The sequence below is a fragment of the Streptomyces sp. NBC_00178 genome (assembly GCF_036206005.1).
In the GTDB taxonomy this organism is placed as follows: domain Bacteria; phylum Actinomycetota; class Actinomycetes; order Streptomycetales; family Streptomycetaceae; genus Streptomyces.
The window spans coordinates 4,566,734-4,590,880 of the sequence record NZ_CP108143.1; the positions used below are offsets into that span (position 1 = coordinate 4,566,734).

Consider the following 24,147-nt stretch of genomic DNA (forward strand, 5'->3'; position numbering starts at 1 on the left):
GAACGGCGGAACGAGCATGGGCCAGACCGTCACCGGGCTGCTCAAGGCAGTACGGGCCAGAACCGGACAGGACGCCACGGCGACGGTGCCCGCCGTCCTGCGGCTGTGCGGCGTCTACCTCACGGGCCTCGCCGCGGGCGGCCCCGTGGACGACGCCCGGCAGACCCGGCTGGTCGCCGCCATCGGCGGCCTCACGGCGGCCTGCGGCAGCGACACGGGCGGCATGTTCGACGCGCTGCTGCGGACCGGGCGGCTCGCCCTGGAGGCGGGCGGTGACACCGAGGCCCGCCTCGCCCTGGACATCGCCGTCGAGGCCACCGCGCTGCGGCCCAGGTCCAAGGGTGCCTGGCGGCTGCGGGGGAGCGCCCTGGACGCGCTCGGCCGGAGCGACGAGGCCGTCGTGGCGTACGAGCGCCACCTGACGCTCCAGCAGAACCCGTCGGCCGCCCAGGACATCGTGCGGCGGATCGCCACCCTGAACGAACTGCGCGCCCTCCTGGACGAGGCCGCCGCGCTGCTCCCCGGCGAGAGCGGTGGCCGTCTGCGCGAGACCCCCGCGGGTGAGGCCCGTACCGCCTTCGCCGGCCTCGTACGACAGCGGACCGCCGAGGGCGGCGGCATGGCGGACCCGGGCGTCCGCCGTCTCGCCGCGCTGTACGCCGCCTACAGGCGGCTGCTGGACCGGGACAGGATGGCCGACCCCCTGCTCGGCGGCGCCGAGCCCGTCGGAGTGCCCGCGCTGCGCCGCCTCGTCGCGGGACGCTCGGTGTGCCTGGTCGCGGGGGCGCCCCGGATCGCCGAGGAGGAGCGGGCCCCGGCCAGCGCGCTCGGCGGGCTGATCGAGGGATACGACCTGGTGGTGCGCTGCGACACCCTCCCCGAGGGCGCCCCGCGCACCGACCTGCACGCGGTCACGCTGCGCGGCGACAGCCCGTGGACCGGTCCGGCCTGGGACCGCAGGACCGGAACCCGGCTGGTCTTCGGCGACCCCCTCGCGCACTGGCGCAGGGCCCTGCGCGCCCGTCTCGCCGCGGGCGCCCAGGACCGCGTCGGCGACGCCTCGCTGAGGCACCCCCTGGACGACCCGGCGCTGCTCGGCGAGGACGGCTGGTCCACGCGGACCAGCACCGCCTTCACGGTGCTCCGGCTGCTGGACTTCCTGGACGCCGGCCGGCTGGACCTCATCGGCTTCGGGCTGCCGGGGCAGCTGCTGCCGGGGCAGCTGCTGCCGGGCGAGCGGGAGTGGGTCACGGCACGCACGGCACACGAGGACGAGACCGGGATGAGGATCGCGCTCCGATGAACACCACCCCCGCGGACGGACGCACCGGCCGCGCCGACGGCGGTCCGGCCGCCGGGCCCGACGACAGGCGCGCCGTCACCGGCAAGCGCAGGATCGCCTTCGCCGCGTACGCCGACGAGGGCCGGATGCCCGGCCTGCTGGTGCTGCTGCGCAGCCTCGCCCTGACCGGTCCGGCCGTCTGCGAGGACTTCCTCGTCCTGCACCCCGGGCTGCCCGACTCCGCGTTCGACGCGGCACGCCGGCTGCACCCCCGGCTCGTCCCGCGCGCCGCTCGCAGCCGCCTCGACGTGTTCCGGCTGACCGGCTACGACACCGTCGTCGCCCTCGGCGCCGGCACGGTCGTCCTCGGCTCCCTCGCGCCGCTGCTGGCCCTGCGCACCGGGGTCGCGGCGGTCCCCGGGCCCGGCGGCGAAGGGCCCGTGCAGGGCGGCGGCCTGTCGGTGATCCAGCTCCAGGACGTCTCGGACACCGTGCTCGAGGCCCTGGCCCGGGGCGAGGAGGCGGCCGACCGGGCACTGGCGGACGAGGGGCTCCTCGTGCCGCTCCCCTCCCGCTACGACGTCCCGGCGGGACCGCCGCACGACGACACCCCCGTGTCCGACAGCACCGTCGTCCTGAGGTTCCCGGAAGGGCGGTCCGCGGAGGACGGCGGCGCGTCCGCCTTCTCCGCTCCGGCGCGCGCGGCGCGTGAGCGGTACGAACTGGACGACGAGGCGTTCCGCGCCGCTTACTGCGCCCTCCCCGGCTCCAAACACCCCGAGCTGCTCCTGCATTGCGCCCTGCCGTTCCCCGGAGGGGGGCGTGCGCCGGTCGACCTGGTGCGACAGGTCGCCGAGGTGCACCGCCGGCAGGGCCGCTACGACGAGGCCGTCGCTCTGCTCACCCCCGCCGTGGCGGACCGGCCGGACCTCCCGCGCTGCCACGAGACGCTGGGCACGAGCCTGATGGCCCTGTCCCGCTACGAGGAGGCCGAGGCGCACCTGCTCCTGGCCACCGTGTCACCGGACTTCGCCGCCCGGGCGTACGGGCAGCTCGCCCGGCTCGCCTGGCTGCTGGGCCGGACCGAGGACGCACACGCCTACGCCCGAGAGGGGCTCGACGCGGACCCGGCCGACGGCAACTGCCATGCCTGGTACGTCCGTACACGCTCCGCCGAAGCCGGGGCCGAGGGCCGCTCGGAGGAACAGCTCGCCCATGTGGCCCTGTTCGCCGACGGCCAGGAGAACGCGGGCGACAAGGTACTGCCCGAAGCCGTACGCATGTGCTTCGGCCCGGAAACCGGCCCCGCCCGCTGGCACGAGCGGTCCGTGCACCGCCTGGTCGACGAGCCCGGCCTGGAGGAGCTCAACGCCAGGCGCGGCATCGTCGTCGGCGGTGGCGGCCTCTTCCTCCCCGACACCGCGCCCAACGGCAACAGCGGCTGGCAGTGGAACATCCCCGACGCGGTCCTGGCCCGGATCACCGCGCCGCTCGCCGTCTTCGCGGTCGGCTACAACGTCTTCGACGGCCAGCGCTACCGCCGCGAGCGCTTCGCGGAGAGCCTGCGCACCCTCGTGGAGCGGTCGGTGTTCTTCGGGCTGCGCAACCAGGGCTCCGTGGAGCGGGTCCGCGAACTCCTGCCGGAGGAACTCCGCGACCACGTGCGCTACCAGCCCTGCCCCACCACCGTCGCCCGCCACCTCGAACCCGGCACGGCCGACGCGGATCACCGGGACGACACCGTGCTGGTCAACTGCGCCTACGACCGGGCCGGTCTGCGCTTCGGCCACGACTACGGCCACTTCCTCGCCGAGACGGCCGCCGCCGTGCGCGCCGTCGGGAAGCGCGCCGAGGTCCGCTACGCCGCCCACATGCCCGCCGACGAGAAGTTCGTCCACGACCTGCGCAGGGAACACGGCATCACCCTGCCGGTGGAGCCGCTCTACCTCTTCACCAACGACCGGATCCGCGAGCTCTACCGGCACACGCGCCTGGTCATCGGCATGCGCGGGCACGCGGGAATGATCCCCTTCGGCTGCGGTACGCCGATCATCAGCCTGGTCTCGCACCCCAAACTCGCCTACTTCCTCTCCGACATCGACCGCCCCGAGTGGGGTGTGTCCGTCCACGACAGGGCGCTCGGAGCCCGCCTCGCCGAGCGGGCGGCCGATGTGCTGGACCACCACGCGGCCGCCGTGGCCGACGTGCACGGCAGGCAGGAACGCCTCTGGTCGGTCACCCGCGCCAACCTCGGGGAACTCCGGAAGGTGTTCGGCCTTTCCGACCCCTTCCCCGGTGCCCCCGGCACGCACGTTCCCGGGCCCCGCGCCGCCGGGGGCGCACGGGCCCTTCACCTGCCCGACACCCGGACGAAGTGACTGTTCACCCGGCCGGAGTTCACCCCGGCCACGCGCGTTCATAGCCTTCGATGACCATGTCTTCCTCCCTCTCCTCGCCGGCCGGCGCCTCCCCGCCCGGCGCGCCCGCCCCCGCCGGGTCCCCGCAGCCCGCCGCCGGGTCCGGGCCGCGCCGTGAACACCGGTACGACATCGACCTGGTGCGGCTGCTCTGCTCCGTCGGCGTGATCCTCTGCCACACCGGCTCGGCGTTCGTGAACACGGCGGGCCGCGAGGCCTCGAACGGGCCCGGCACCTACTGGGCCGGGCTGGTCGCCGACTCGGCGGGCCGCTTCGCGGTGCCGCTGTTCTTCGCGATCGCCGGCTGGGTCGTCCTGGTCGGCGCCCCGGTCCGCGACGGACGCCAGCTGTGGCAGCGGATCGTCCGGATCGTGGTGCCGCTCGGCGTCTGGACCGCGCTCTATCTGGCCTGGGGCAGGCTGCGCGGCACCAACGACGCCCCGGTCGGCGAGCTGGCGCTCGACTCGCTCCTCGCCTCGGTCCGCCCGGCGTACCACCTCTGGTACCTGTACGCCTACATCCCCGTGATCATGCTCCTGGCCTTCGCCGCCCTGGTGAAGTCCGGCAAGCGCCCCTGGGGCCTGGGTGCCGCCCTCCTCGTGCTGGGTGCCGCCCCGACGCTGGCCGGCGACCTGTCCCGGATCCCGGGCCTGGACGTGCCGCGCTTCGGCTGGGGCTTCGGCCCGTACCAGCTGATCTACGCCGTGCTGGGCGCCCTGCTCCTCTCGCTGCCCGCCGGTACGTTCGGCAGGCGCGGCCTGTGGTGGCTGCTGCCCGCGGGCGGGGCCCTGGCCGCGATCGTCGCGTACCAGCACGGGGTCCACTACGCGATCCCGTACGCGAGCGTCCTGGTCGCCGTGTTCAGCGCCGGTGTGCTGCTCTCGCTGCACCGCGTGCGGGTCCCCGAGCGGCTGCGCCCGGCCCTGACCCGGCTGGCGGGCGCCTCGTTCGGGGCGTACATGATCCACGTCCTGGTCCTGGGCGTCCTCACCGACCTGCTCGTCGGCAGCGACCTCTCCCTGCCGGTGGCGGCGGTGCTGGCTCTCGCCGTCACCGCCGCCACCACGGCTCTCTCGTTCGGCGCCGCGCTCCTGTGGACCCGCCTCGGCCTGACCCGCCTGCTGGGCTGAGTGACGCCCGGTCAGCGGCGGGCCAGCGCGCGGGCGCGACGGGCCATCCGGCGCAGCGTCGCGTTGCGGCGGACGAACGCCAGACGGTTGGGGACGACGCCGGGAAGGGCGAGCGAGGCCAGCCGGCGGCGCTTGAAGTAGCGCCAGGTCCCGGCGTTCAGCCGGGTGGAGAGGTAGAGCTCGGCGGCCGGGCGGAGGTCGGGACGTACCCGCGGCCGCATGGCGAAGGCGACGGCGTCCAGCAGACCAGCGAGGGCCTCGGCCACCTCGGCCTCCGTCGGCGGCGACTGTCCCTTCACGGCCTCGGGGTCGTCCAGACCGGGCAGCAGCGCGTCGGCGATCGTCGCCGGAATCCTGGCGGGGTTCTCGTACGGTGCGAGGCGCTCCAGGAGTGTGCCCGTACCGGTGACCGCCACGGGCAGGCCGTACGTCACCGACGCCGTGAGCAGCGCCGGCGAGGAGCAGCCGGCGACCAGTGCGGGGCGCAGCCGCTCGAACAGGACCTCGGCGGGGACACCGGGCAGTTCCGCGGCCGGGACGGCCAGTTCGGCACCGAGCCGGGAGGCCTCCGCCCGCAGCGCGTCGAGCCCGGGCGCGGGCGTGCCGGGGTGCGGCTGGACGACGAGCCGCGTGTGACCCAGCGCCACCGTGCCACGGACCATCCGCAGGGCCAGTTCCGACTCCTCGGCGGCGGACAGCACCCCCGGCTCGGGGAGCAGCAGGACCGCGGCGCCCCCGAGGGCGTCCGGCACCGGTGCGGCGTCGGCCATCTCGCCGTAGACCTTCCGCAGGGCTCCGGGCGGCAACGTGACGACGGGCACGCCGAACTCCGCCAGCAGCAGAGGTTTCAGGCCCGGCAGGAGACCGGGGTGGAGCAGCCGCCGGACCCGGGTGCCGATCAGCGGGCCGACCTTCCCGCCGGTGGGGCCGTATCCGGCAGGCCCGTCCGCGTACACGGTGACCGGAGCGTCGGTGAAGATCTGGGCGAGCGCCAGGGCGGGGGAGGCGTGCGGGGACTCCAGCACCAGCTCGACCGGCTCGTCCCCGAGGTCCCAGAGGCGGCGCAGATGGCGCTCCCACAGGGGTACGTCGTCGGGGCGGGGCGTCCACACGCCGGGATGCAGGGGGAGCACGGCGTCGTTCCACGAGAGCACCTCGTCGAACCGGGCGCGCAGCCGGCCGTACCCGGGCAGCGCGTCCGGGGACGGTGACGCTTCCGGGACGGCCGAGGTGTCGCAGAGCAGCAGGACGCGGCGCGGGGGGCGCTCGAGGCCGCCTGTTCCGGAGCCGGCGCTGCCCGGGGCGAAGAAGCCCGAGTCGATGGCCGCGGCAAGCGTGGCCGTTCCGTGCGGCCCTGTGGCGGCGAAGATCTGGACGGTCACGCGGCGCTCGTCTCCTTGATGCCTGCGGGACGGCGGCGCAGCCTTCGGAGCACGGTCGCGCGTTCCGGGTCCATGGAGGCCAGGACATTGTCCAGAATCGGCTGGGGCATGCTTTTCAGCGCCGCCGCGCAGAGTGATTTCAGGGTGCGGGCCACCGATGGTTCGAATTCATCGACGGCTCCGATGTGATGGGCGATGACGGCGCAGTAGGTGCGCACCGCTTTCGGCAGGAGTTCGTCGGCCGCTGGGTCCGAAGCGGTGTCGGACAGCACCTGGCCGTAAGCGCGAATGAAATCCAGCCTGCGTTCGTCGCCGATCCGGGTGAGGGAGGACGCGACTCCCCGCCGGTAGAAATGGGTCAGAGTTCCCAGGACCGCGAAGGACGGGGCGTGCCGGTGCAGCCGCCAGATCCACGGCCGGTCCTCGGCGGTGCGCAGCCCGTCCGTGAAACGCAGCAGCCCCTGGTCCAGCAGGTCACGGTGGTAGAGCCCGGCCCAGGCGTACGCGTAGTCCACCGAGGTGGTCCGGTCCGCGGGCAGGATCGCGTCCCTGGGGTCGCCCACCACCCCGCGCGGACCGTGCGGGACGCGGCGCAGCGTGCGGGACGTGCCCGTGACCTGGACATGGTCCGTGCGCACGAACGAGCAGCCCAGGGCCTCGGTCCGGGCGAGAAGGCGGGCGTAGTGGCCGGGGGCGACCCAGTCGTCGCCGTCCAGGAAGGCGATGTACTCGCCGCGGGCCGCGTCCAGACCGGTGTTGCGGGCCGTGGCCAGACCGGCGTTGCGTTCGTGGGAGCGGACCACCACACCCTCGATGTCCTCGCCGGCCCGGCGCAGGAGATCCGCCGTGCCGTCGGTCGAACAGTCGTCGACGAGGATGAACTCGAAGTCCTCCCGGGCATTGGCCCGCAGACTTCTCAGGGTGTCGGACGCGTAGGCCTGAACGTTGAAGAACGGCACGATGACGGAGAGCTTGACCACCCGCGTCACGTTAGGGGCGGCCCCGGCATTTGCTTTGTCGCCCGCGCATACGAGACGTGAACGACGCGCGGCGGAAAAGTGAACCGGCCCGTTTCCGGGGCCGATTCACCCGGCTGCCATGGTGAATCCCTCATCGTCGACCGGCTGTTAACCATCTGTTGCCACCGCGTTGGGCCGCGGATCGGAATGGCTTCCTAGCTTTTACGACGTGCCCCCACGTACCGAAGACTCGGCCGCTCCGGCCGTCACCCCAGCAGCCGGAAGCGCGGCCCTGCGTATAGCCGTGCTCGCCGACTCCGACACCCGCTGGAAATGGGGTGCGCTCACCGCGCGCCGCCTCTCCGGGGCCCCGGAGTCCGGTGCGGCGGGACGCCCCGTCGAGATCAGCGGGCTGCTCCTGCGCGGCCGGGCCACCCCGACGCCCCGGCAGCTCGCCGAAGTGGGCGAGGTCGGGGTCGATACGGACCGGGTGCGCGAGGTGACGGCCGTCGAGTTCCTGCACACGGTGCGCGACGAGGCGTACGACGTCGTGGTCCTCGCCCTCGTCGGCGGCGCCGTACAGGCGATGCTGCACGGACTGGCCGCACTGGAGCTGCCCCGCAGGCCGGTCGTCGTCACGGGCTACGTCGGCGTCGTCTACGAGAAGCTCGCCGACGGCCTCCTGCTGCGCCACGGGGCCGACATCGTGCTCGCCAACTCCCGCCACGACGCGGAACGCTTCCGCGCCGTCTACGAAGGGGTAGGCGCCGACGCCTCGTCCGTCACCGAGGCCGCCCTGCCGTTCCTCGGCGGAGAGCCCCACCGGACGCGGGAGGGCCGCGGCACCGTCGTGTTCGCCGCCCAGCCCTCCGTACCCGCGTCCCGCGCCGAGCGCACCTACCTGCTGCGCCGGCTCGTCGAGCACGCCCGGCTGCACCCCGGCCGCGACGTCCTGCTGAAGCTGCGTTCCAAGCCGGGCGAGCACACCACGCACATCGAGGAACTGCCCTACCAGCGCCTCGCGGAACGGATCCCCGGCGGCCTGCCGCCCAACTTCAGCCTCGTGTACGGGCACATGGGGGAGGTCCTGGACCGCACCGACCTGCTGGTCACCGTGTCCTCGACGGCCGCCCTGGAGTCCCTGCACCGGCGCATCCCGACGGCGATCCTCTCCGACCTCGGTGTGCGCGAGGCACTCGGCAACCACCACTTCATCGGCTCCGGGCTGATCACGTCCTGGGACCACCTCGACGGCGGACTGAGCCCGGAGCCCGACGAACAGTGGCTCGCCGGCCAGGGCGTCGCGGCCGACGGCACGTACCCGGCGGCCTACGACACCGCCCGCGCCCGGGTCGGCGAACTGCTCGCGGCCGGCCCGCTTCCCCGCCTCACGCCCTACTACACGCCCGCCACCGCCCCCGGTTACCTCCCCGGCATCCTCGCCCGCCACCACCTGGGCCCGGACGGACACCCGCTGCCCGGCGCCGTCGCGCCGAAGGACACCGGACGCGTCCGGGGCGCGGTGCGCGAGACCGTGCGCAACGCGGCGCGCGGCGCCTACCGCCACGGCGTCCAGCGGGTCGCCCCCGTGATCCGCCGGATGGGCGAGCTGTGACCACCGATTCAGGAGCCTCCATGACCCCGCCCCCCACCGTGCTCGCCGTGATCCCCGCCCGCGGCGGATCCAAGGGCGTACCGGCCAAGAACCTCGCCCAGGTCGGCGGTGTGCCGCTCGTCGCCCGGGCCGTCCGCGCCTGCCTCGCCTCACCCGAGGTCACGGACGTCGTCGTCACCACCGACGCCCCGGCCATCGCCGACGCCGCCCGGTCCGCCGCCGAGGCGCTGGGCGAGGCTTCCCGGCTGCACTGCGTGCAGCGCCCCGCGGCCATCTCGGGCGACACCGCGACCAGCGAGGCGGCGGTCCTGCACGCCCTGGACGCGTACGAGGCGATGGGCCACGGCCGGACGGCCGACGCGGTGCTCCTGGTCCAGTGCACGAGCCCCTTCCTCACGCGTGAGGACATCGACGGCGTCGCCACGGCGGTCACCCGCGGCGGCGCGGACACCGCGCTGACGGTCGCCGCCTTCCACGGGTTCGTGTGGCGCGACGGCAGCGCGGTGGAGGACGGCACCAACGGCGTCAACCACGACAAGGCCGTACGCCCCCGGCGTCAGGACCGGCCCCAGGACCACCTGGAGACCGGCGCCGCGTACGCCATGGACGCCGCCGGCTTCCGCACCCACCGCCACCGCTTCTTCGGCCGCACCGCGCTCGTGCCGACCGACCCGGCCCGGGCCCTGGAGATCGACGACCCGCACGACCTGGCGCGGGCCCGCGCCCTCGCACCGCTCCTGGACCCCTCGCCGCTGCCCACCCGGGCGGACGTCGACGCGGTCGTCCTGGACTTCGACGGCACGCAGACCGACGACCGCGTCCTCGTCGACTCCGACGGCCGCGAGACCGTGGCCGTGCACCGCGGCGACGGCCTCGGTATCGCGGCCCTGCGCAAGTCCGGCCTGCCGCTCCTGATCCTGTCCACGGAACAGAACCCGGTCGTCGCCGCCCGGGCCCGCAAGCTCCAGGTCCCCGTCCTGCACGGCATCGACCGCAAGGACCTGGCACTCAAGCAGTGGTGCGAGGAGCAGTCCATCGCTCCCGACCGCGTGCTCTACGTCGGCAACGACGTCAACGACCTGGCCTGCTTCGGACTGGCGGGCTGGCCCGTCGCCGTGGCGAGCGCCCACGACTCGGTGCGTGCCGCCGCGCGCGCCGTGACCACCAACCCCGGTGGTTTTGGGGCCATCCGCGAGATCGCGGCCTGGCTCCTCGGCCCCACCCTCACGACCGAATCCCCCAACGCCCCCGCCAAGTAAGGAAGCACCACCATGACCAGCACCTCCCGCCTCCGCTCCTTCGGCTCCCGCACCGCCGGTCCCGGCCGCCCCGTCTACATCACGGGCGAGATCGGCATCAACCACAACGGCGACCTCGACAACGCCCTCGCGCTGATCGACGTGGCCGCCGAAGCCGGCTGCGACGCCGTCAAGTTCCAGAAGCGCACGCCCGAGATCTGCACCCCCCGCGACCAGTGGGACATCGAGCGCGACACCCCCTGGGGCCGGATGACCTACATCGACTACCGCCACCGCGTCGAGTTCGGCGAGGCCGAGTACACGACCATCGCCGAGCACTGCGCCAAGCGCGGCATCGACTGGTTCGCCTCCCCGTGGGACACCGAGGCCGTCGCCTTCCTGGAGAAGTTCGACGTCCCGGCCCACAAGGTCGCCTCGGCCTCCCTCACGGACGACGAGCTGCTGCGCGCGCTGCGTGCCACCGGCCGCACCGTGATCCTCTCCACCGGCATGTCGACGCCGAAGCAGATCCGCCACGCGGTCGAGGTCCTCGGCAGCGACAACATCCTGCTCTGCCACGCCACTTCGACGTACCCGGCGAAGGCCGAGGAGCTCAACCTGCGGGTCATCAACACTCTCCAGCAGGAGTACCCGAACGTGCCGATCGGCTACAGCGGCCACGAGACCGGTCTCCAGACCACCCTCGCCGCCGTCGCGCTCGGCGCCACCTTCGTCGAGCGCCACATCACCCTGGACCGCGCGATGTGGGGCTCCGACCAGGCCGCCTCCGTCGAGCCGCAGGGCCTCACGCGCCTGGTCCGCGACATCCGCACCATCGAGGCGTCCCTCGGTGACGGCGTGAAGAAGGTGTACGAGTCCGAGCTCGGCCCGATGAAGAAGCTCCGCCGGGTCGCGGGCGTCGTCTCCGAGACCGAGAGCGCGCCGGCCGCCGAGCCGGTCGCGGTCTGACGGGCCGACCGGTGAACCTCGCCTTCGTCGAGAGCCCGGTCCAGCTCCTGAACGTCCTGGAGTGGACCCACACCCGGGGAGGAACCGACGCCACCACGGTCGTCGTCCTCCCCCCGGTCGACCCGATGTCGCGCGGACAGCTGCGCAGGATGGCGGAGCTGGCCCGCGACGAGGGCGTCACCGTCCGCTGGCAGGAGGCGCGCGGGGAGACCGGCGCGCCTCTCAGGGCCCTGCGGGCGCTGACCGGCCTGATCCGCAGGGCCGAGCGCATCGTCATCGGGGACCCGTTCTCCCGGTACGTGCAACTGCTCCTGGGTCTGGCCCGCGCCCGCCGGATCACGGTGGTCGACGACGGCACGGCCACCATGGAGTTCGTCGCCCAGCTGGCCCGCGGCGAGCGCCTGGTGCGCTGGCACCGCCGGGGGACCGGGGGCCCGCGCGAACTGCTGCTGGCGCCGGTCGCCTCCGCGGCCCGCCGCAGCTTCACGCCGTCCGCGTCCCGCACCGTCGAGGTGTTCACCGCCATGCCCGTCCAGGCGCCCGAAGGCGTCGAGGTCACGGCGAACACGTTCACCTGGACCCGGGAGCGGTTCGGCCCGCCCCGCATCACCAAGGGCGCCGACCTGGTCGGCACCTCCCTGGTCGAGACGGGCGTGGTCGACCCCGTCCCGTACCAGGAGGCGGTGAGCACGCTGGCCCGCGCCCACGGCGCGACCCGCTACTTCGCGCACCGTCGCGAGTCCGCCGAGAAGCTCCACGCCCTGGAGGCCGCGACCGGTCTGGAGATCGTCCGTCCCGACCTCCCCCTGGAACTCATCGCCCGCCGCGGCCCCATCGGCCACACGGTGCTGAGCTTCCCGTCCACGGTGGTGCACACGCTGCCGCTGGCCCTCGCCGGCACGGGCGTGAAGGTCGCGGTGTGCGACATAGCGCCGGAGTGGCTGCGCGACACGGCCTCCCCCCGCGCGCAGGGGTTCCTGAGCGGGGTCACGGAGACCGCCCGGGACGTGCAGCGGCTGGCGCCCTGGCGGGCCACGGCGGTCGCCGAGGGCTGAGGAGGACCCGGCACCGGCGGGCGGGCACGCGGGCCGGATGGCCCGCATGACCGCCGCCGGTCCGTTCCCGGGTCCGGTTCGGCAGACTGTGGGGCGGGATGCCCGCCGCGCTCTCCCGGATCGCGCCGTCCGGGACCGCCCGCTCACCCTTTCCGGACCGCGTCGCGCGGCGGCGCCCGCCCGACGCCCCGGACCGACTCGGCTCACCCGTTCGGGTGTACCCGGCCGAGCAGGCGCAGGGGACCGCCGCCCGCGCCACGCGCGAGGTACGGCTCCGTCTCGCGCCGAACTCGCCCCGCGGTGGAAAATCGGGCGAGTTTACCCATCGCCCCGGTCCATCACACCCTCCGAGGCGCTTTTTGTTCCCCTGAGCGGCTGAACTTTTCGTGATCTCCAGCCAGTTGAGTGCCCTGGGGGCCTACCCTTGACTGGGTGAACCAGTTGAAGACGCGTGTGCCCCAGGCCGAAGTCCAGCCGACAGACGGAGCCGCCCTCCCCGGCTCCCTGTCCGACGAGCTGCGCGCCGAGCTGATCGCCTTCCGGCGTGACCTGCACATGCACCCCGAGCTCGGCAACCAGGAGTTCCGCACGACGGCGGCCGTCAAGGCGCGCCTGGAGCGTGCCGGACTCGCGCCCAGGGTGCTCGCCTCGGGGACGGGGCTCGTCTGCGACGTGGGCGAGTGGGACGGCGTGACGCCCATGCTGGCGTTGCGCGGGGACATCGACGCCCTGCCGATCCCCGACACGAAGACGGGCGTCTCCTACCGGTCCACCGTCCCCGACCGCGCGCACGCCTGCGGGCACGACGTGCACACGACGACGGTCCTCGGCGCCGGCCTCGTGCTCACCGCCCTCGACCGGCAGGGACTGCTGCCCCGTCCCGTGCGGCTGCTCTTCCAGCCCGCCGAGGAGGTGCTGCCCGGCGGTGCGGCCGACGCCATCGAGGCGGGGGTGCTCGACGGGGTCGGGCGCATCCTCGCCGTGCACTGCGACCCGAAGGTGGACGTGGGGAAGATCGGGCTGCGGATCGGGCCGATCACCTCGGCCTGCGACCGCCTGGAGGTCACGCTCGACGGACCCGGCGGGCACACCGCCCGGCCGCACCTGACCACCGACCTGGTCACCGCGGCGGCCAGGGTGGCCACCGACGTCCCGGCGCTGCTCGCCCGGCGGGTCGACGCCCGGTCCGGGCTCGCCCTCACGTGGGGCCGCCTGGAGACCGGGCACGCGCCCAACGTCATCCCGCAACACGCCGAGCTGTCCGGCACGGTCCGCTGCCTCGATCTGGACACCTGGCGGCAGGCTCCCGACATGGTGCACGCCGCGGTCGACGAGGTGGCCGGAATGCACCGGGCGAAGACGGTGATCAACTACATCCGCGGGGTCCCGCCGGTGGTGAACGACGCGGAATCCATCGGCCTGCTCGACGCCGCGATGACGATCCGCCGCGGATCGTACGCGATCGAGGACACCGAACAGAGCCTGGGCGGAGAGGATTTCTCCTGGTACCTGGAACGGGTCCCGGGGGCCATGGCCAGGCTCGGCGTGCGCACGCCGGGGGACACCCGCGGTCTGGACCTGCACCGCGGGAACTTCGACGTGGACGAGGAAGCGATCACGGTCGGGGTGGAGCTCTTCACCGCCGCAGCGTTGCTCGACGGCAACGGGTCGTAACCGGTCAGGACACCTCCTGTTCGCGACGATCCGATAACGGCTTCCGTACAGGTCATTATCTGACATCTACGCGCGTTACGATCGCGGCGAAACCAGCGCCGGAAGAGGCGCTTCGGTCAGGTTTGAAGGAGCCTTCCCTTGCGCCGGATCACCAGGATTGCCACCGTGGGCGTCATGTCCGCGGCACTTGCGCTCAGCGTCAGTGCGTGTGGCGACTCGTCGTCGGACAGCGCGTCCGACTCCAAGGACAACAAGACGGCACTCGCGTACGACATCGGTGGCCGCGGCGACCAGTCGTTCAACGACGCCGCCTACGCCGGCCTGGCCAAGGCCGAGAAGGACCTGGGTGTCAAGGGCACCGAGGCCGAGCCCTCCGAGGGCGAGTCGGACGCGGACAAGGTCCAGCGCCTCACCTCGCTGGCCCGTGCCGGCAACAACCCGGTGATCGGTGTCGGGTTCGCCTACGCCCCGGCCATCAAGAAGGTCGCGCCGAAGTTCCCGAAGACCACCTTCGGCATCATCGACGACGCCTCGGTCACCGGCAAGAACATCGCCAACATCGTCTTCAACGAGGAGCAGGGCTCCTACCTCGCCGGTGTCGCCGCCGCCAAGGTCACGAAGACGAAGAAGGTCGGCTTCATCGGTGGCGTCGAGACCCCGCTGATCAAGAAGTTCGAGGCCGGCTTCATCCAGGGCGTCAAGGACACCGACTCCTCGGTGAACGTGCTCCCGCAGTACCTGACCCAGCCGCCGGACTTCTCGGGCTTCTCCAAGCCGGACCTCGGCAAGGCCGCTGCCCAGGGCCAGCTCGACAAGGGCGCCGACGTGGTCTACTCGGCCGCCGGTCTGGCCGGTTCCGGTGCCATCGAGGCCGTCTCCAAGGCGGGCAAGTGGAACATCGGCGTCGACTCCGACCAGTACAGCCAGGAAGGCCTCGCGGCCTACAAGGAGTCGATCCTGACCTCCGTCACCAAGGACGTCGAGGACTCGGTCTTCAACCTGATCAAGTCGGTCAAGGACGGCAAGCCCCAGTCCGGTGAGGTCCGCTACGGCCTCGACAAGGACGGCGTCGGCCTGGCCATGTCCAACCCGGCCTTCACCAAGATGACCGACGTCATCGCGGCCGTGGACAAGGCGAAGAAGGACATCATCGACGGCAAGATCACCGTCAAGACCACCCCGTAACGACCCCGGTCGTCACGCTGGTTTCCCGTGGGCCCGGAGCGCGTACCGCCGCTCCGGGCCCGTGGGGTGCTTCTCGAAGAAGTTGTGCCCGTCGCAGTGCCCTGCTCGCACAGGCTCCGGACCCCGCGTTCGGGCCGTGCCGTGCGCCTACGCTTTACGATTCGGCAGCGCTACGCGTGTAGACAGCTCTCAGGCGCGATAACTTCACCCCGCCCCCCTGCCCCTGTGCTCCCGCTCCTGTCCGGTCAAGGAGAGTGCGTCATCAACGCGTCCAGCAGTCCCCCTGCCGTAGAACTGCACGGCATCACCAAGCGCTTCCCCGGCGTCGTGGCCAACCACGACATCGGCATCACCGTTCGCAAGGGCACGGTCCACGCCCTCGTCGGCGAGAACGGCGCCGGGAAGTCCACCCTGATGAAGATCCTCTACGGCATGCAGAAGCCGGACGAGGGCACCATCGCGGTGGACGGCGAGCAGGTCTCGTTCGGCAACCCCGGTGACGCCATCGCGCGTGGCATCGGCATGGTCCACCAGCACTTCATGCTCGCCGACAACTTCACCGTCCTGGAGAACGTCGTCCTCGGCGGCGAGAAGCTGCACGGCATCGGATCCGCCGCGCGCAAGAAGATCAAGGAGATCTCCGACGCGTACGGGCTCGGGGTCAGGCCCGACGTGCTCGTCGAGAACCTCGGTGTCGCCGACCGGCAGCGCGTGGAGATCCTCAAGGTCCTCTACCGCGGTGCCCGCATCCTCATCCTCGACGAGCCCACCGCGGTGCTGGTCCCGCAGGAGGTGGACGCGCTCTTCGCGAACCTCCGCGAGCTGAAGGCCGAAGGCCTCACCGTCATCTTCATCTCGCACAAGCTCGGCGAGGTCCTCTCCGTCGCCGACGACATCACGGTGATCCGGCGGGGCACGACGGTGGGCACGGCCGACCCGGCGAACACCACGACCAAGCAGCTCGCCGAGCTGATGGTCGGCAGTGAGCTGCCGTCGCCCGAGACCCGCGAGTCCACGGTGACGGACGTCCCGATGCTCCAGGTCCGGGACCTCTCCCTGAGCGTGACGGACCCGGACGGCGTCGTGCGCGACGTGCTGTCCGACGTCGCCTTCACGATCCACAAGGGCGAGGTCCTCGGGATCGCCGGCGTCGAGGGCAACGGCCAGACCGAGCTGATCGAGGCGCTCATGGGCATGCGCGCCCCGGACGGCGGCGTCATCACGCTGGACGCGGACGACGTCTCCCACGCGCCCACGCGCAAGCGGCGCGAGGCCGGCATCGGCTACATCCCTGAGGACCGCCACCGCCACGGCGTCCTGCTGGACGCCCCGCTGTGGGAGAACCGCATCCTCGGCCACGTCACCGAGAAGCCCAACAGCAAGGGCTGGCTGCTCGACCCGAAGGCCGCCCGCACGGACACCGAGCGGATCGTGCGCGAGTACGACGTGCGGACCCCGGGCATCGAGGTCACGGCCGCGTCCCTCTCCGGCGGCAACCAGCAGAAGCTGATCGTCGGCCGCGAGATGAGCCACGCCCCGAAGCTGCTGATCGCCGCCCACCCCACCCGGGGTGTGGACGTCGGCGCCCAGGCGCAGATCTGGGACCAGATCCGTGCGGCGCGCCGTGAAGGACTCGCCGTCCTGCTCATCTCGGCGGACCTGGACGAGCTCATCGGGCTCTCCGACACCCTGCGCGTCATGTACCGCGGACAGCTCGTCGCGGACGCAGACCCCGCGACCATCACACCCGAGGAACTGGGCTCGGCCATGACCGGCGCCGCCGCCGGTCACCTCGAAGCAGCACCGGAGGACGAGGCCCGATGAAGAAATTCGACAAGGATCGGCTGATCCTGGGCTTCGCCGGCCCGGCGCTCGCCCTCGTCGTCGCGTTCGTGCTCAGCACCCTGGTGCTGCTCATCTCGAACCGCGACCCGTTCGAGCTGTACCGTCTGCTCTTCGAGCAGGTCTCGTACAGCGACGTCCAGGTCCTGATCATCAACCAGGCCGGTACGTACTACCTCGCCGCCCTCGCGGTCGCGGTCGGCTTCCGGATGAACCTCTTCAACATCGGCGTCGACGGGCAGTACCGCCTCGCGGCGATGATGGCCGCACTGGTCGGCGCCAGCGTGAGCCTTCCCGGGCCGATCCAGATCGCCCTGATCGTGATCGTGGCGATGCTGGTCGGCGCCTTCTGGGCCGGTATCGCGGGCATCCTCAAGGTCACCCGCGGAGTGAGCGAGGTCGTCGCGACGATCATGCTCAACTCGATCTCGACCGCGCTGATCGCCTGGCTGATCCTGCCGAAGAACTTCGGCGAGCAGGCCGCGGGTTCGAACAACCTCACCACCGGCGACATCCCGGAGGCCGGCTGGTTCCCCGGCGTGTCCCTGAGCCCCGACGCGGGTGAGATCTACGGCTTCACCTTCGTCGCCGCGTTCTGCGGTCTCGTCTACTGGCTCGTCCTGAACCGCACCCGGTTCGGCTTCGACCTGCGCGCCACGGGCGCGAGCGAGAGCGCCGCACAGGCGTCCGGTGTCGACGCCAAGAAGATGATCCTGACCTCGATGCTGATCTCCGGCGCGATCGCGGGCCTCGTCGGCATGCCGACGCTGCTGGGCGACACGCACACCTACAGCCTCGACTTCCCCGTCGGCCTCGGCTTCACCGGCATCACCATCGCCCTGCTCGGCCGCAACCACCCGGTGGGCATCGCCCTCAGCGCCCTGCTGATCGCGTTCCTCGACAAGGCGTCGTCCCCGCTCGACCAGTTCGGCTTCGAGAAGGAGATCGCCACGATCATCCAGGGCCTGATCGTGATCTCCGTCGTCGTCAGCTACGAACTCGTCCGGCGCTACGGGACCCGTCGCCAGCAGCAGAAGGTCGGCGAGGAACTCGCCGCCGGCCACGCTCTCACCACCGAGAAGGAGGCGGCCCTGTGAGCACCGATGCCATCGCCGCACGCGTCGCCCCTCTGAAGGGCGGCGGCCGCCGCAGGCTCTCCCTGCCCGTCGTCCTGCTGATCATCGCCGGTGGGCTGGCCCTCGTGTCGCTGGTCCGCCTGATCAGTGGTGCGGACGACGTGACGTCCGTGGGGCAGGTGAGCGGCGCACTGGAGCTCGCCGTCCCGATCGGCCTCGCCGGGCTCGGCGGCCTGTGGGCCGAGCGGGCGGGCGTCGTCAACATCGGCCTCGAGGGCATGATGATCCTCGGCACCTGGTTCGGCGCCTGGGCCGGCTTCCAGTGGGGCCCCTGGGTGGGTGTCCTGTTCGGCATCCTCGGCGGTGCGCTCGGCGGTCTGCTGCACGCCGTCATCACCGTCACGTTCGGCGTGAACCACATCGTGTCCGGTGTGGCCGTCAACATCCTCGCCGTCGGTGTCACCCGCTACCTGTCGAACTTCACCTTCGCCCAGGAGCCGGGCGGTTCCAGCAAGCAGTCACCGCGGCTGGAGGAGATCGACAAGATCACCATTCCAGGGCTGTCGGACTGGATGCAGGACCTCCAGCAACACCACTGGTTCTTCGTCTCCGACCTCGCGGGCGTCATCGGCGGCCTGGTCACCGGACTGTCGCTGCTGACCGTCGTCGCCCTGCTGCTCATCCCCGTCACGTGGTTCGTGCTGTGGCGCACGGCCTTCGGTCTGCGGCTCCGCTCCTGCGGTGAGAGCCCGGTGGCGGCCGAGACCCTCGGCGTCAACGTCTACAAGTACAAGTACATCGCCGTGACGATCTCGGGCGGTCTGGCCGGACTCGGCGGCGCCTTCCTGGCCCTCGTCGCCACCAGCATCTACCAGGAGGGCCAGACCGGCGGCCGCGGTTACATCGGTCTCGCCGCCATGATCTTCGGTAACTGGATGCCGGGCGGCATGGCCCTGGGCGCCGGACTGTTCGGCTTCACCGACAGCCTCAAGCTGCGCGGCGGCGCCGAGAACGTCCATGCGATGCTGCTGCTCCTGGCCATCCTGCTGGTGATCGTCGTGTTCTGGCAGCTGTACCGGAAGAAGTACCTGCCGGCGCTGATCTCCGCGGTCGTCTCGGGCCTGCTGTTCACCTGGTACGGCCTGACCGACCAGGTCCCGAGCCAGTTCGTCGACGCCGCTCCGTACGTCACCACGCTCCTGGTGCTCGCCCTGTCGGCGCAGCGGCTGCGGCCGCCCAAGGCGGACGGCGTGCCGTACCGCAAGGGCGAGGGCAAGTGACCGCCCACGCCCCGGTGGACTGGGACGTGCTGCGGGAGGCCGCCCGGGACGCCATGTCCCGGGCGTACGCCCCGTACTCGCGCTACCCGGTCGGTGCCGCGGCCCTCGTCGACGACGGCCGCGTGCTGACGGGGTGCAACGTCGAGAACGCCTCGTACGGCATCAGCCTGTGCGCCGAGTGCGGCCTGGTGTCCCAGCTCGCCTCCACGGGCGGCGGCCGGCTGACCCACTTCACCTGTGTGGACGGGTCCGGCGCGGTGCTCGTGCCGTGCGGGCGCTGCCGTCAGCTGCTCTACGAGTTCGGCGGCCCCGAGCTCGTCCTGGAGACCCCTGACGGGCTCCGTACGCTCGACGAGATGCTGCCGCAGTCGTTCGGGCCGCAGCACCTGGGGTAGTCCCCCACACCGCTCCGTTCCCCCGGCGTGCCGCACCGGCGCACCGCACCGGCGCACCGCACCGGCCCGCCGGGGGAACGGAGCGGCGGAACGTTTTCTCTCTATGCGCGTAGAGTCAACGGGACTCGCGCCCACCCCTCCGCCGGAAGGACTCCCCTCCCATGGACGCCATCTCCGTCATCCGCACCAAGCGGGACCGGGGCGAGCTCAGCCCCGAGCAGATCGACTGGGTCATCGACGCGTACACGCGCGGCGAGGTCGCCGACGAGCAGATGTCCGCGCTGGCCATGGCGATCCTGCTCAACGGCATGAACCGCACCGAGATCGCCCGCTGGACCGCCGCGATGATCGCCTCCGGCGAGCGCATGGACTTCGGGGCGCTCTCCCGCCCCACCACCGACAAGCACTCCACGGGCGGCGTCGGCGACAAGATCACCCTGCCCCTCGCCCCGCTGGTGGCCGCCTGCGGCGCGGCCGTGCCCCAGCTCAGCGGCCGGGGCCTCGGTCACACCGGCGGCACGCTGGACAAGCTGGAGTCCATCCCCGGCTGGCGCGCCCACATCTCCAACGCCGAGATGCTCGACGTCCTGGACACCACCGGCGCCGTCATCTGCGCGGCCGGAGACGGTCTCGCCCCCGCCGACAAGAAGCTGTACGCGCTGCGCGACGTCACCGGCACCGTCGAGGCCATCCCGCTCATCGCCAGCTCGATCATGTCCAAGAAGATCGCCGAGGGCACCGGCGCCCTGGTGCTGGACGTCAAGGTCGGCTCCGGCGCCTTCATGAAGACGATCGAGGACGCCCGCGAACTGGCCTCCACCATGGTCGCGCTGGGCACCGACAGCGGTGTGCGCACCGTCGCGCTGCTCACGGACATGGCGACCCCGCTCGGCCTGACCGCGGGCAACGCCCTGGAGGTCCGCGAGTCCGTCGAGGTCCTGGCCGGCGGCGGCCCCAAGGACGTCATCGACCTGACCCTGGCGCTCGCCCGCGAGATGCTCGACGCGGCCGGCCTCAAGGACGCCGACCCGGAGAAGGCCCTCGCCGACGGTTCCGCCATGGACGTGTGGCGCCGCATGATCTCCGCCCAGGGCGGCGACCCGGACGCCGAACTCCCCGTCGCGCGCGAGCAGCACGTGATCACCGCCCCGTCCTCGGGCGTGCTGACCCGGCTGGACGCCTACGACGTCGGCGTCGCCGCCTGGCGGCTCGGCGCGGGCCGCGCGCGCAAGGAGGACCCGGTGCAGGCGGGCGCGGGCGTCGAGATGCACGCCAAGCCCGGCGACACCGTGACCGAGGGCCAGCCGCTGATGACCCTGCACACGGACACCCCGGAGAAGTTCGAGTACGCCCTGAAGGCGCTGCCCGGCTCGTACGACATCGCACCGGCCGGCACCCCCTTCACCGCCACGCCGGTGGTGCGGGAACGTATCGCCTGACCTGCTGCTTTCCCTTTCGGGTGAACGGGACCGGTGGACCACCACCGGTCCCGTTCGGCATGCTGGACTCGGTGACGCACCGATAAGAGGAGACCGCCATGAGCGCACTCACCGTCGATCCCGGGCCGGGCCACGGCCAGGACTGGGACGACCTCGTCCGGATCTGGGAGGAGACGGACGCGCCCGAGGGCTGCAAGGTGGAGATCATCGAGGGGATCGTCACCGTGTCGCCACCGCCGTCCAAGGACCACAACACCACCGCGGCCCTGCTGCAGCGCAGGCTGTACGCGGTCATCCCCGAGGAATGGGAGATCTACCAGACGCTCGGGGTCTCGGTGCCGGGACGCGCGGGTGTCTACATCCCCGACCTCCTCGTGGTGCCGCGCACGGTGGCGACGGGGCCGGGGAATCGTGTGCCCGCGGAGGAGGCCCTGCTGGTCGTCGAGATCACCTCCCAGGCGAACGCCAACCACGACCGCGTCAAGAAGGCGCACGGATACGCGAAGGCAGGCGTCGGACTCTTCCTGCTGCTCGATCCGTGGCATTCGGGCCGCCCGACCGCCACGCTCCACGGCGACCCCGACAGCGGCACCTACCGCGTCCTCGACGTGGTCGAGTACGGGGGGACGCTCACCCTTCCCGAGCCGTTCAAGCTGGATCTGGACACGGGGATCTTCCCGGTCAGCTGAGGCGCGAGCCCGCCCGCCGATGAGTTTCCGGCATCCCGCCGGTCTCTGTGGTGTGGATGCCATGACTCCGAGCGCCCTCGTCGTCACCGGCCGCGTCACCCGCGCCGATGTGCCGGGCCTGTGCGCCGAACTGGAGGCCCTCCTGACCTCCCGTCCCGACGCCGCCGTGATCGACTGTGACGTCGGCGGGGTGACGCACGCGGACCTCGCCCTGGTGGAGGCCATAGCCCGGCTGGGACTCGTCGCCCGCCGGACCGGTCGGGCCCGGCTGCGCCTGCGCCGCCCCTCCGCCGAACTCGGGGCGCTGCTCGACCTGGTCGGGCTGGCCGACGTGGTGGCGCTCCTGGGGCCGGACGAGGAGTGACCCGGCCCCGAGCCGCTACCGGGACTCGCTGTAGCTGCAGAGGACCAGCAGAGCGTGCCCGTCGGCGTACTCCGCGGGTATCTCCTCACCCGGCGGGAGTGAGGCGACGGCCGAAGGGGACGGCATCGCGCACGGGCCCTCCGGCTGGGGCCCGGGAGACGTGTCGTCGGCCGGGGCGCCGGAGACGGCGGCGGGGCCGGGGCCCGCGGTGGCGGACGGCTCGCCCAGCCACAGCGTCGCCGCCCAGCCGCCCGCCACCAGGAGGGCCCAGCCGGTCACCACGGGCCGTGTGAACCTCACGACCGGTCCGCGTCCAGGTGGTCGGGAAGCCCGAACAGCGGGAACCAGCGCGGGGTGTCCAGGAAGCAGTGCATCCCGGTGATGGCACCGTCCGAGATGTCGATGACCTGCACGGCCCACGGCACGAACCCCGGGCCGTCCGGATTCGGCTTGTAGTGCGCGAAGGCCGGGGTCCCGTTGGCCTCGATCGCCACCAGACGGGAACCCGCGCAGCTCGCGCCGATGCTGAGCATGAATCCCGTGATGTCGTCGTGCCCCCGCAGCCAGAGGTCGAACGGCGGCATGGTCATCACGGCGTCCTCGTGGAGCAGGGCCGTCAGCGCCGCCATGTCGTATCCCTCGAACGCGGCGACGTACCGGTCGAGGAGCTTGCGCTGCTCCTCGTCCAGCGGGTTCGCCGTGTCGGGCGCGGTGCCCTCCGTGTCCGACAGGGTCGCCCGGGCGCGCTGCAGGGCGCTGTTGACCGAGGCGACCGAGGTGTCGAGCAGCTCCGCGACCTCGCTCGCCTTCCAGGCCAGCACCTCACGGAGGATCAGCACCGCTCGCTGCTTGGGCGGCAGGTGCTGGAGCGCCGCGACGAACGCCAGGCGGACCGACTCGCGGGCCACGGCGGCCTCGGCCGGGTCGGCCACCGACGGGAGGATGCGCCCGTCGGGCATCGGCTCCAGCCAGGTGTTCTCGGGGAGGGGGTTGAGCGCCGCCTGGGCGAGCGGGGTGGGTCCGGTCAGATCCACCGGTCTCGCCCGCTTGTTGCCGGCGTTCAGCATGTCCAGGCAGACGTTGGTCGCGATCCGGTAGAGCCAGGAGCGCAACGAGGAACGGCCCTCGAACTTGTCGAAGTTCCGCCAGGCGCGCACCAGCGTGTCCTGGACGGCGTCCTCCGCCTCGAAGGCCGAGCCGAGCATCCGGTAGCAGTAGCCGGTCAGCTCGACCCGGTGTCCCTCAAGACGGCTGTCCACGTCGGCCGTCGCCGTCAGATCACTCATCGCTCCACCCCTGTTGCGCTGTGACACCGATCACCCAGCACTGTGGAAGCTACCGCAGGGCACCGACAACAGGGGCGGGAAGCGGGGAAAGCGCTGCTCAGGTGCCGGGCTTGCGCCCGTAGACGAAGACGTCGTCGTTGTTCTTCAGCAGCTTCCAGTACGCCTTCGCGTCCGCCGGGCGCATGTTGACGCAGCCGGCCGAGCCCGGGTTGTTGTACATGGACTTGGTGACCGAGTGGAACGCCTGCCCGCCGTCGAAGAACTGGGCGTACGGCATGCTGACGTCGTAGAGCGTCGACCAGTGGTCGATGTTGCGCCAGTAGATCTTCTTCGAGCCGGTCCGCGTCTCGGCGCCGTTGCGTCCCGTGCGCACCGGCACGGGACCGTACTTCAGCTTCGCCCCGTCCTGGATCCAGCTCAGCTGCCTGGTCAGGTCGACGCAGGCGATCCGGCCCTTGTTCGTCGGGCAGTTCTTCGCCGCGTTGGGGTTCTTCCCCGCAGCCTTCTGCGCGGTGATCGTCTTCATCGTGCGCCAGGTGACCGGGCCCGCGTAGCCGGCCGCCGGGGTGATGCCCTTGGACGCCTGGAACGACCGGATGGCGGTGCAGTCCGCCGTGGACTGCCGCCCGTCGACGGGCCGCTTCAGGTACTTCTCGACCTGCTTCTGGTACGGACCGGTCCCCGCCGAGCAGGACGCGGCCTGCGCGGACGTCCCGGTGCCCAGGACCAGGGCGGGCGCCGCCACCAGTCCCGCGACCGACAGGACGGCTCCGCGCCGTGTCCGTATGCCGCCCGTCTTCTTCAAGATTCCCATGTACGCCTGCTCCCCTTCACGCCGTCCGCGGTAAGTGACTCCGTCTGTTGGACGTG

Annotated in this window: 21 protein-coding genes; 16 read left to right on the plus strand and 5 right to left on the minus strand. The window is 72.1% G+C overall.

The window, feature by feature from the left end:
* The first annotated feature begins 16 nt into the window (after positions 1-16).
* The 3 genes from OHT61_RS20115 to OHT61_RS20125 are packed head-to-tail and all read left to right on the plus strand — an operon-like array spanning position 17 to position 4,829.
* The gene (locus OHT61_RS20115) at positions 17-1,303 is read left to right on the plus strand and encodes a hypothetical protein (protein WP_329040158.1); all 1,287 of its coding nucleotides are present in this window, start codon (positions 17-19) and stop codon (positions 1,301-1,303) included.
* A complete protein-coding gene (locus OHT61_RS20120) occupies positions 1,300-3,660 on the plus strand; it encodes a tetratricopeptide repeat-containing glycosyltransferase family protein (protein ID WP_329040159.1) in 2,361 nt (786 codons plus the stop codon). Before OHT61_RS20115 ends, OHT61_RS20120 begins: the two co-directional genes overlap by 4 nt.
* A 56-nt stretch (positions 3,661-3,716) precedes the next feature.
* On the plus strand, positions 3,717-4,829 hold the full coding sequence (locus tag OHT61_RS20125; RefSeq protein ID WP_329040160.1) for an acyltransferase: 1,113 nt from the start codon (positions 3,717-3,719) through the stop codon (positions 4,827-4,829).
* A gap of 11 nt (positions 4,830-4,840) precedes the next feature.
* Here the strand turns inward: OHT61_RS20125 and OHT61_RS20130 are convergent, their stop codons facing one another.
* Together OHT61_RS20130 and OHT61_RS20135 are read right to left on the minus strand one after the other, a co-directional pair.
* Positions 4,841-6,211, minus strand: a complete 1,371-nt coding sequence (locus tag OHT61_RS20130) for a hypothetical protein (RefSeq protein WP_329040161.1) — start codon at positions 6,209-6,211, stop codon at positions 4,841-4,843.
* On the minus strand, positions 6,208-7,191 hold the full coding sequence (locus OHT61_RS20135; protein ID WP_329040162.1) for a glycosyltransferase family 2 protein: 984 nt from the start codon (positions 7,189-7,191) through the stop codon (positions 6,208-6,210). The genes OHT61_RS20130 and OHT61_RS20135 overlap by 4 nt, the downstream gene beginning before the upstream one ends.
* 208 nt (positions 7,192-7,399) lie before the next feature.
* Here OHT61_RS20135 and OHT61_RS20140 point away from each other — a divergent pair, with 208 nt between their 5' ends.
* The 13 genes from OHT61_RS20140 to OHT61_RS20200 all read left to right on the plus strand — a co-directional run bounded on the left by OHT61_RS20140 (position 7,400) and on the right by OHT61_RS20200 (position 21,991).
* Complete coding sequence (locus tag OHT61_RS20140) at positions 7,400-8,785, plus strand: DUF6716 putative glycosyltransferase (protein WP_329040163.1); 1,386 nt, start codon at positions 7,400-7,402, stop codon at positions 8,783-8,785.
* Between the two features lie 20 nt (positions 8,786-8,805).
* Positions 8,806-10,044 (plus strand): acylneuraminate cytidylyltransferase, encoded by a 1,239-nt coding sequence (locus OHT61_RS20145; protein WP_329040164.1) that lies wholly within the window; start codon positions 8,806-8,808, stop codon positions 10,042-10,044.
* 12 nt (positions 10,045-10,056) lie between these two features.
* On the plus strand, positions 10,057-10,992 hold the full coding sequence (locus tag OHT61_RS20150) for an N-acetylneuraminate synthase family protein (protein WP_329040165.1): 936 nt from the start codon (positions 10,057-10,059) through the stop codon (positions 10,990-10,992).
* A gap of 11 nt (positions 10,993-11,003) precedes the next feature.
* Entirely contained in the window at positions 11,004-12,047 is a 1,044-nt protein-coding gene (locus tag OHT61_RS20155) for a hypothetical protein (protein ID WP_329040166.1), read from the plus strand.
* A 432-nt stretch (positions 12,048-12,479) separates the two neighbouring features.
* Positions 12,480-13,721 (plus strand): amidohydrolase, encoded by a 1,242-nt coding sequence (locus OHT61_RS20160; RefSeq protein WP_329040167.1) that lies wholly within the window; start codon positions 12,480-12,482, stop codon positions 13,719-13,721.
* Between the two features lie 138 nt (positions 13,722-13,859).
* A complete protein-coding gene (locus OHT61_RS20165) occupies positions 13,860-14,906 on the plus strand; it encodes a BMP family lipoprotein (protein WP_329040168.1) in 1,047 nt (348 codons plus the stop codon).
* Positions 14,907-15,143: 237 nt separating this feature from the next.
* Positions 15,144-16,730 carry an ABC transporter ATP-binding protein gene (locus OHT61_RS20170; protein WP_329043333.1) on the plus strand — a complete coding sequence of 529 codons (1,587 nt, stop codon included), beginning with the start codon at positions 15,144-15,146 and terminating at the stop codon, positions 16,728-16,730.
* A complete protein-coding gene (locus OHT61_RS20175) occupies positions 16,727-17,845 on the plus strand; it encodes an ABC transporter permease (RefSeq protein ID WP_329040169.1) in 1,119 nt (372 codons plus the stop codon). The genes OHT61_RS20170 and OHT61_RS20175 overlap by 4 nt, the downstream gene beginning before the upstream one ends.
* The gene (locus OHT61_RS20180) at positions 17,842-19,104 is read left to right on the plus strand and encodes an ABC transporter permease (protein WP_329040170.1); all 1,263 of its coding nucleotides are present in this window, start codon (positions 17,842-17,844) and stop codon (positions 19,102-19,104) included. The genes OHT61_RS20175 and OHT61_RS20180 overlap by 4 nt, the downstream gene beginning before the upstream one ends.
* Before the next feature lie 53 nt (positions 19,105-19,157).
* A complete protein-coding gene (locus tag OHT61_RS20185; protein WP_443049622.1) occupies positions 19,158-19,499 on the plus strand; it encodes a cytidine deaminase in 342 nt (113 codons plus the stop codon).
* A 161-nt stretch (positions 19,500-19,660) separates the two neighbouring features.
* A complete protein-coding gene (locus OHT61_RS20190) occupies positions 19,661-20,938 on the plus strand; it encodes a thymidine phosphorylase (RefSeq protein ID WP_329040172.1) in 1,278 nt (425 codons plus the stop codon).
* Positions 20,939-21,036: 98 nt separating this feature from the next.
* Positions 21,037-21,627 (plus strand): Uma2 family endonuclease, encoded by a 591-nt coding sequence (locus OHT61_RS20195; RefSeq protein ID WP_329040173.1) that lies wholly within the window; start codon positions 21,037-21,039, stop codon positions 21,625-21,627.
* A gap of 61 nt (positions 21,628-21,688) precedes the next feature.
* Positions 21,689-21,991: an STAS domain-containing protein gene (locus OHT61_RS20200; RefSeq protein WP_329040174.1), complete on the plus strand. Its 303-nt coding sequence runs from the start codon at positions 21,689-21,691 to the stop codon at positions 21,989-21,991.
* Between the two features lie 15 nt (positions 21,992-22,006).
* Here OHT61_RS20200 and OHT61_RS20205 read toward each other — a convergent pair whose 3' ends face one another.
* The 3 genes from OHT61_RS20205 to OHT61_RS20215 all read right to left on the minus strand — a co-directional run bounded on the left by OHT61_RS20205 (position 22,007) and on the right by OHT61_RS20215 (position 24,091).
* Entirely contained in the window at positions 22,007-22,291 is a 285-nt protein-coding gene (locus OHT61_RS20205; protein ID WP_329040175.1) for a hypothetical protein, read from the minus strand.
* Positions 22,288-23,277 carry a sigma-70 family RNA polymerase sigma factor gene (locus OHT61_RS20210; protein ID WP_329040176.1) on the minus strand — a complete coding sequence of 330 codons (990 nt, stop codon included), beginning with the start codon at positions 23,275-23,277 and terminating at the stop codon, positions 22,288-22,290. The genes OHT61_RS20205 and OHT61_RS20210 overlap by 4 nt, the downstream gene beginning before the upstream one ends.
* A 97-nt stretch (positions 23,278-23,374) precedes the next feature.
* Entirely contained in the window at positions 23,375-24,091 is a 717-nt protein-coding gene (locus OHT61_RS20215) for a L,D-transpeptidase family protein (RefSeq protein ID WP_329040177.1), read from the minus strand.
* Between the last annotated feature and the right edge of the window lie 56 nt (positions 24,092-24,147).

What these genes read in the sequence shown, in the direction of transcription:
- OHT61_RS20115 (WP_329040158.1), top strand. Translation starts at nt 17, where the DNA reads ATGGGCCAGACCGTCACCGGGCTGCTCAAGGCAGTACGGGCCAGAACC.
- OHT61_RS20120 (WP_329040159.1), top strand. Translation starts at nt 1,300, where the DNA reads ATGAACACCACCCCCGCGGACGGACGCACCGGCCGCGCCGACGGCGGT.
- OHT61_RS20125 (WP_329040160.1), top strand. Translation starts at nt 3,717, where the DNA reads ATGTCTTCCTCCCTCTCCTCGCCGGCCGGCGCCTCCCCGCCCGGCGCG.
- OHT61_RS20145 (WP_329040164.1), top strand. Translation starts at nt 8,806, where the DNA reads ATGACCCCGCCCCCCACCGTGCTCGCCGTGATCCCCGCCCGCGGCGGA.
- OHT61_RS20150 (WP_329040165.1), top strand. Translation starts at nt 10,057, where the DNA reads ATGACCAGCACCTCCCGCCTCCGCTCCTTCGGCTCCCGCACCGCCGGT.
- OHT61_RS20175 (WP_329040169.1), top strand. Translation starts at nt 16,727, where the DNA reads ATGAAGAAATTCGACAAGGATCGGCTGATCCTGGGCTTCGCCGGCCCG.
- OHT61_RS20185 (WP_443049622.1), top strand. Translation starts at nt 19,158, where the DNA reads ATGTCCCGGGCGTACGCCCCGTACTCGCGCTACCCGGTCGGTGCCGCG.
- OHT61_RS20190 (WP_329040172.1), top strand. Translation starts at nt 19,661, where the DNA reads ATGGACGCCATCTCCGTCATCCGCACCAAGCGGGACCGGGGCGAGCTC.
- OHT61_RS20195 (WP_329040173.1), top strand. Translation starts at nt 21,037, where the DNA reads ATGAGCGCACTCACCGTCGATCCCGGGCCGGGCCACGGCCAGGACTGG.
- OHT61_RS20200 (WP_329040174.1), top strand. Translation starts at nt 21,689, where the DNA reads ATGACTCCGAGCGCCCTCGTCGTCACCGGCCGCGTCACCCGCGCCGAT.
- OHT61_RS20210 (WP_329040176.1), bottom strand. Translation starts at nt 23,277, where the DNA reads ATGAGTGATCTGACGGCGACGGCCGACGTGGACAGCCGTCTTGAGGGA.
- OHT61_RS20215 (WP_329040177.1), bottom strand. Translation starts at nt 24,091, where the DNA reads ATGGGAATCTTGAAGAAGACGGGCGGCATACGGACACGGCGCGGAGCC.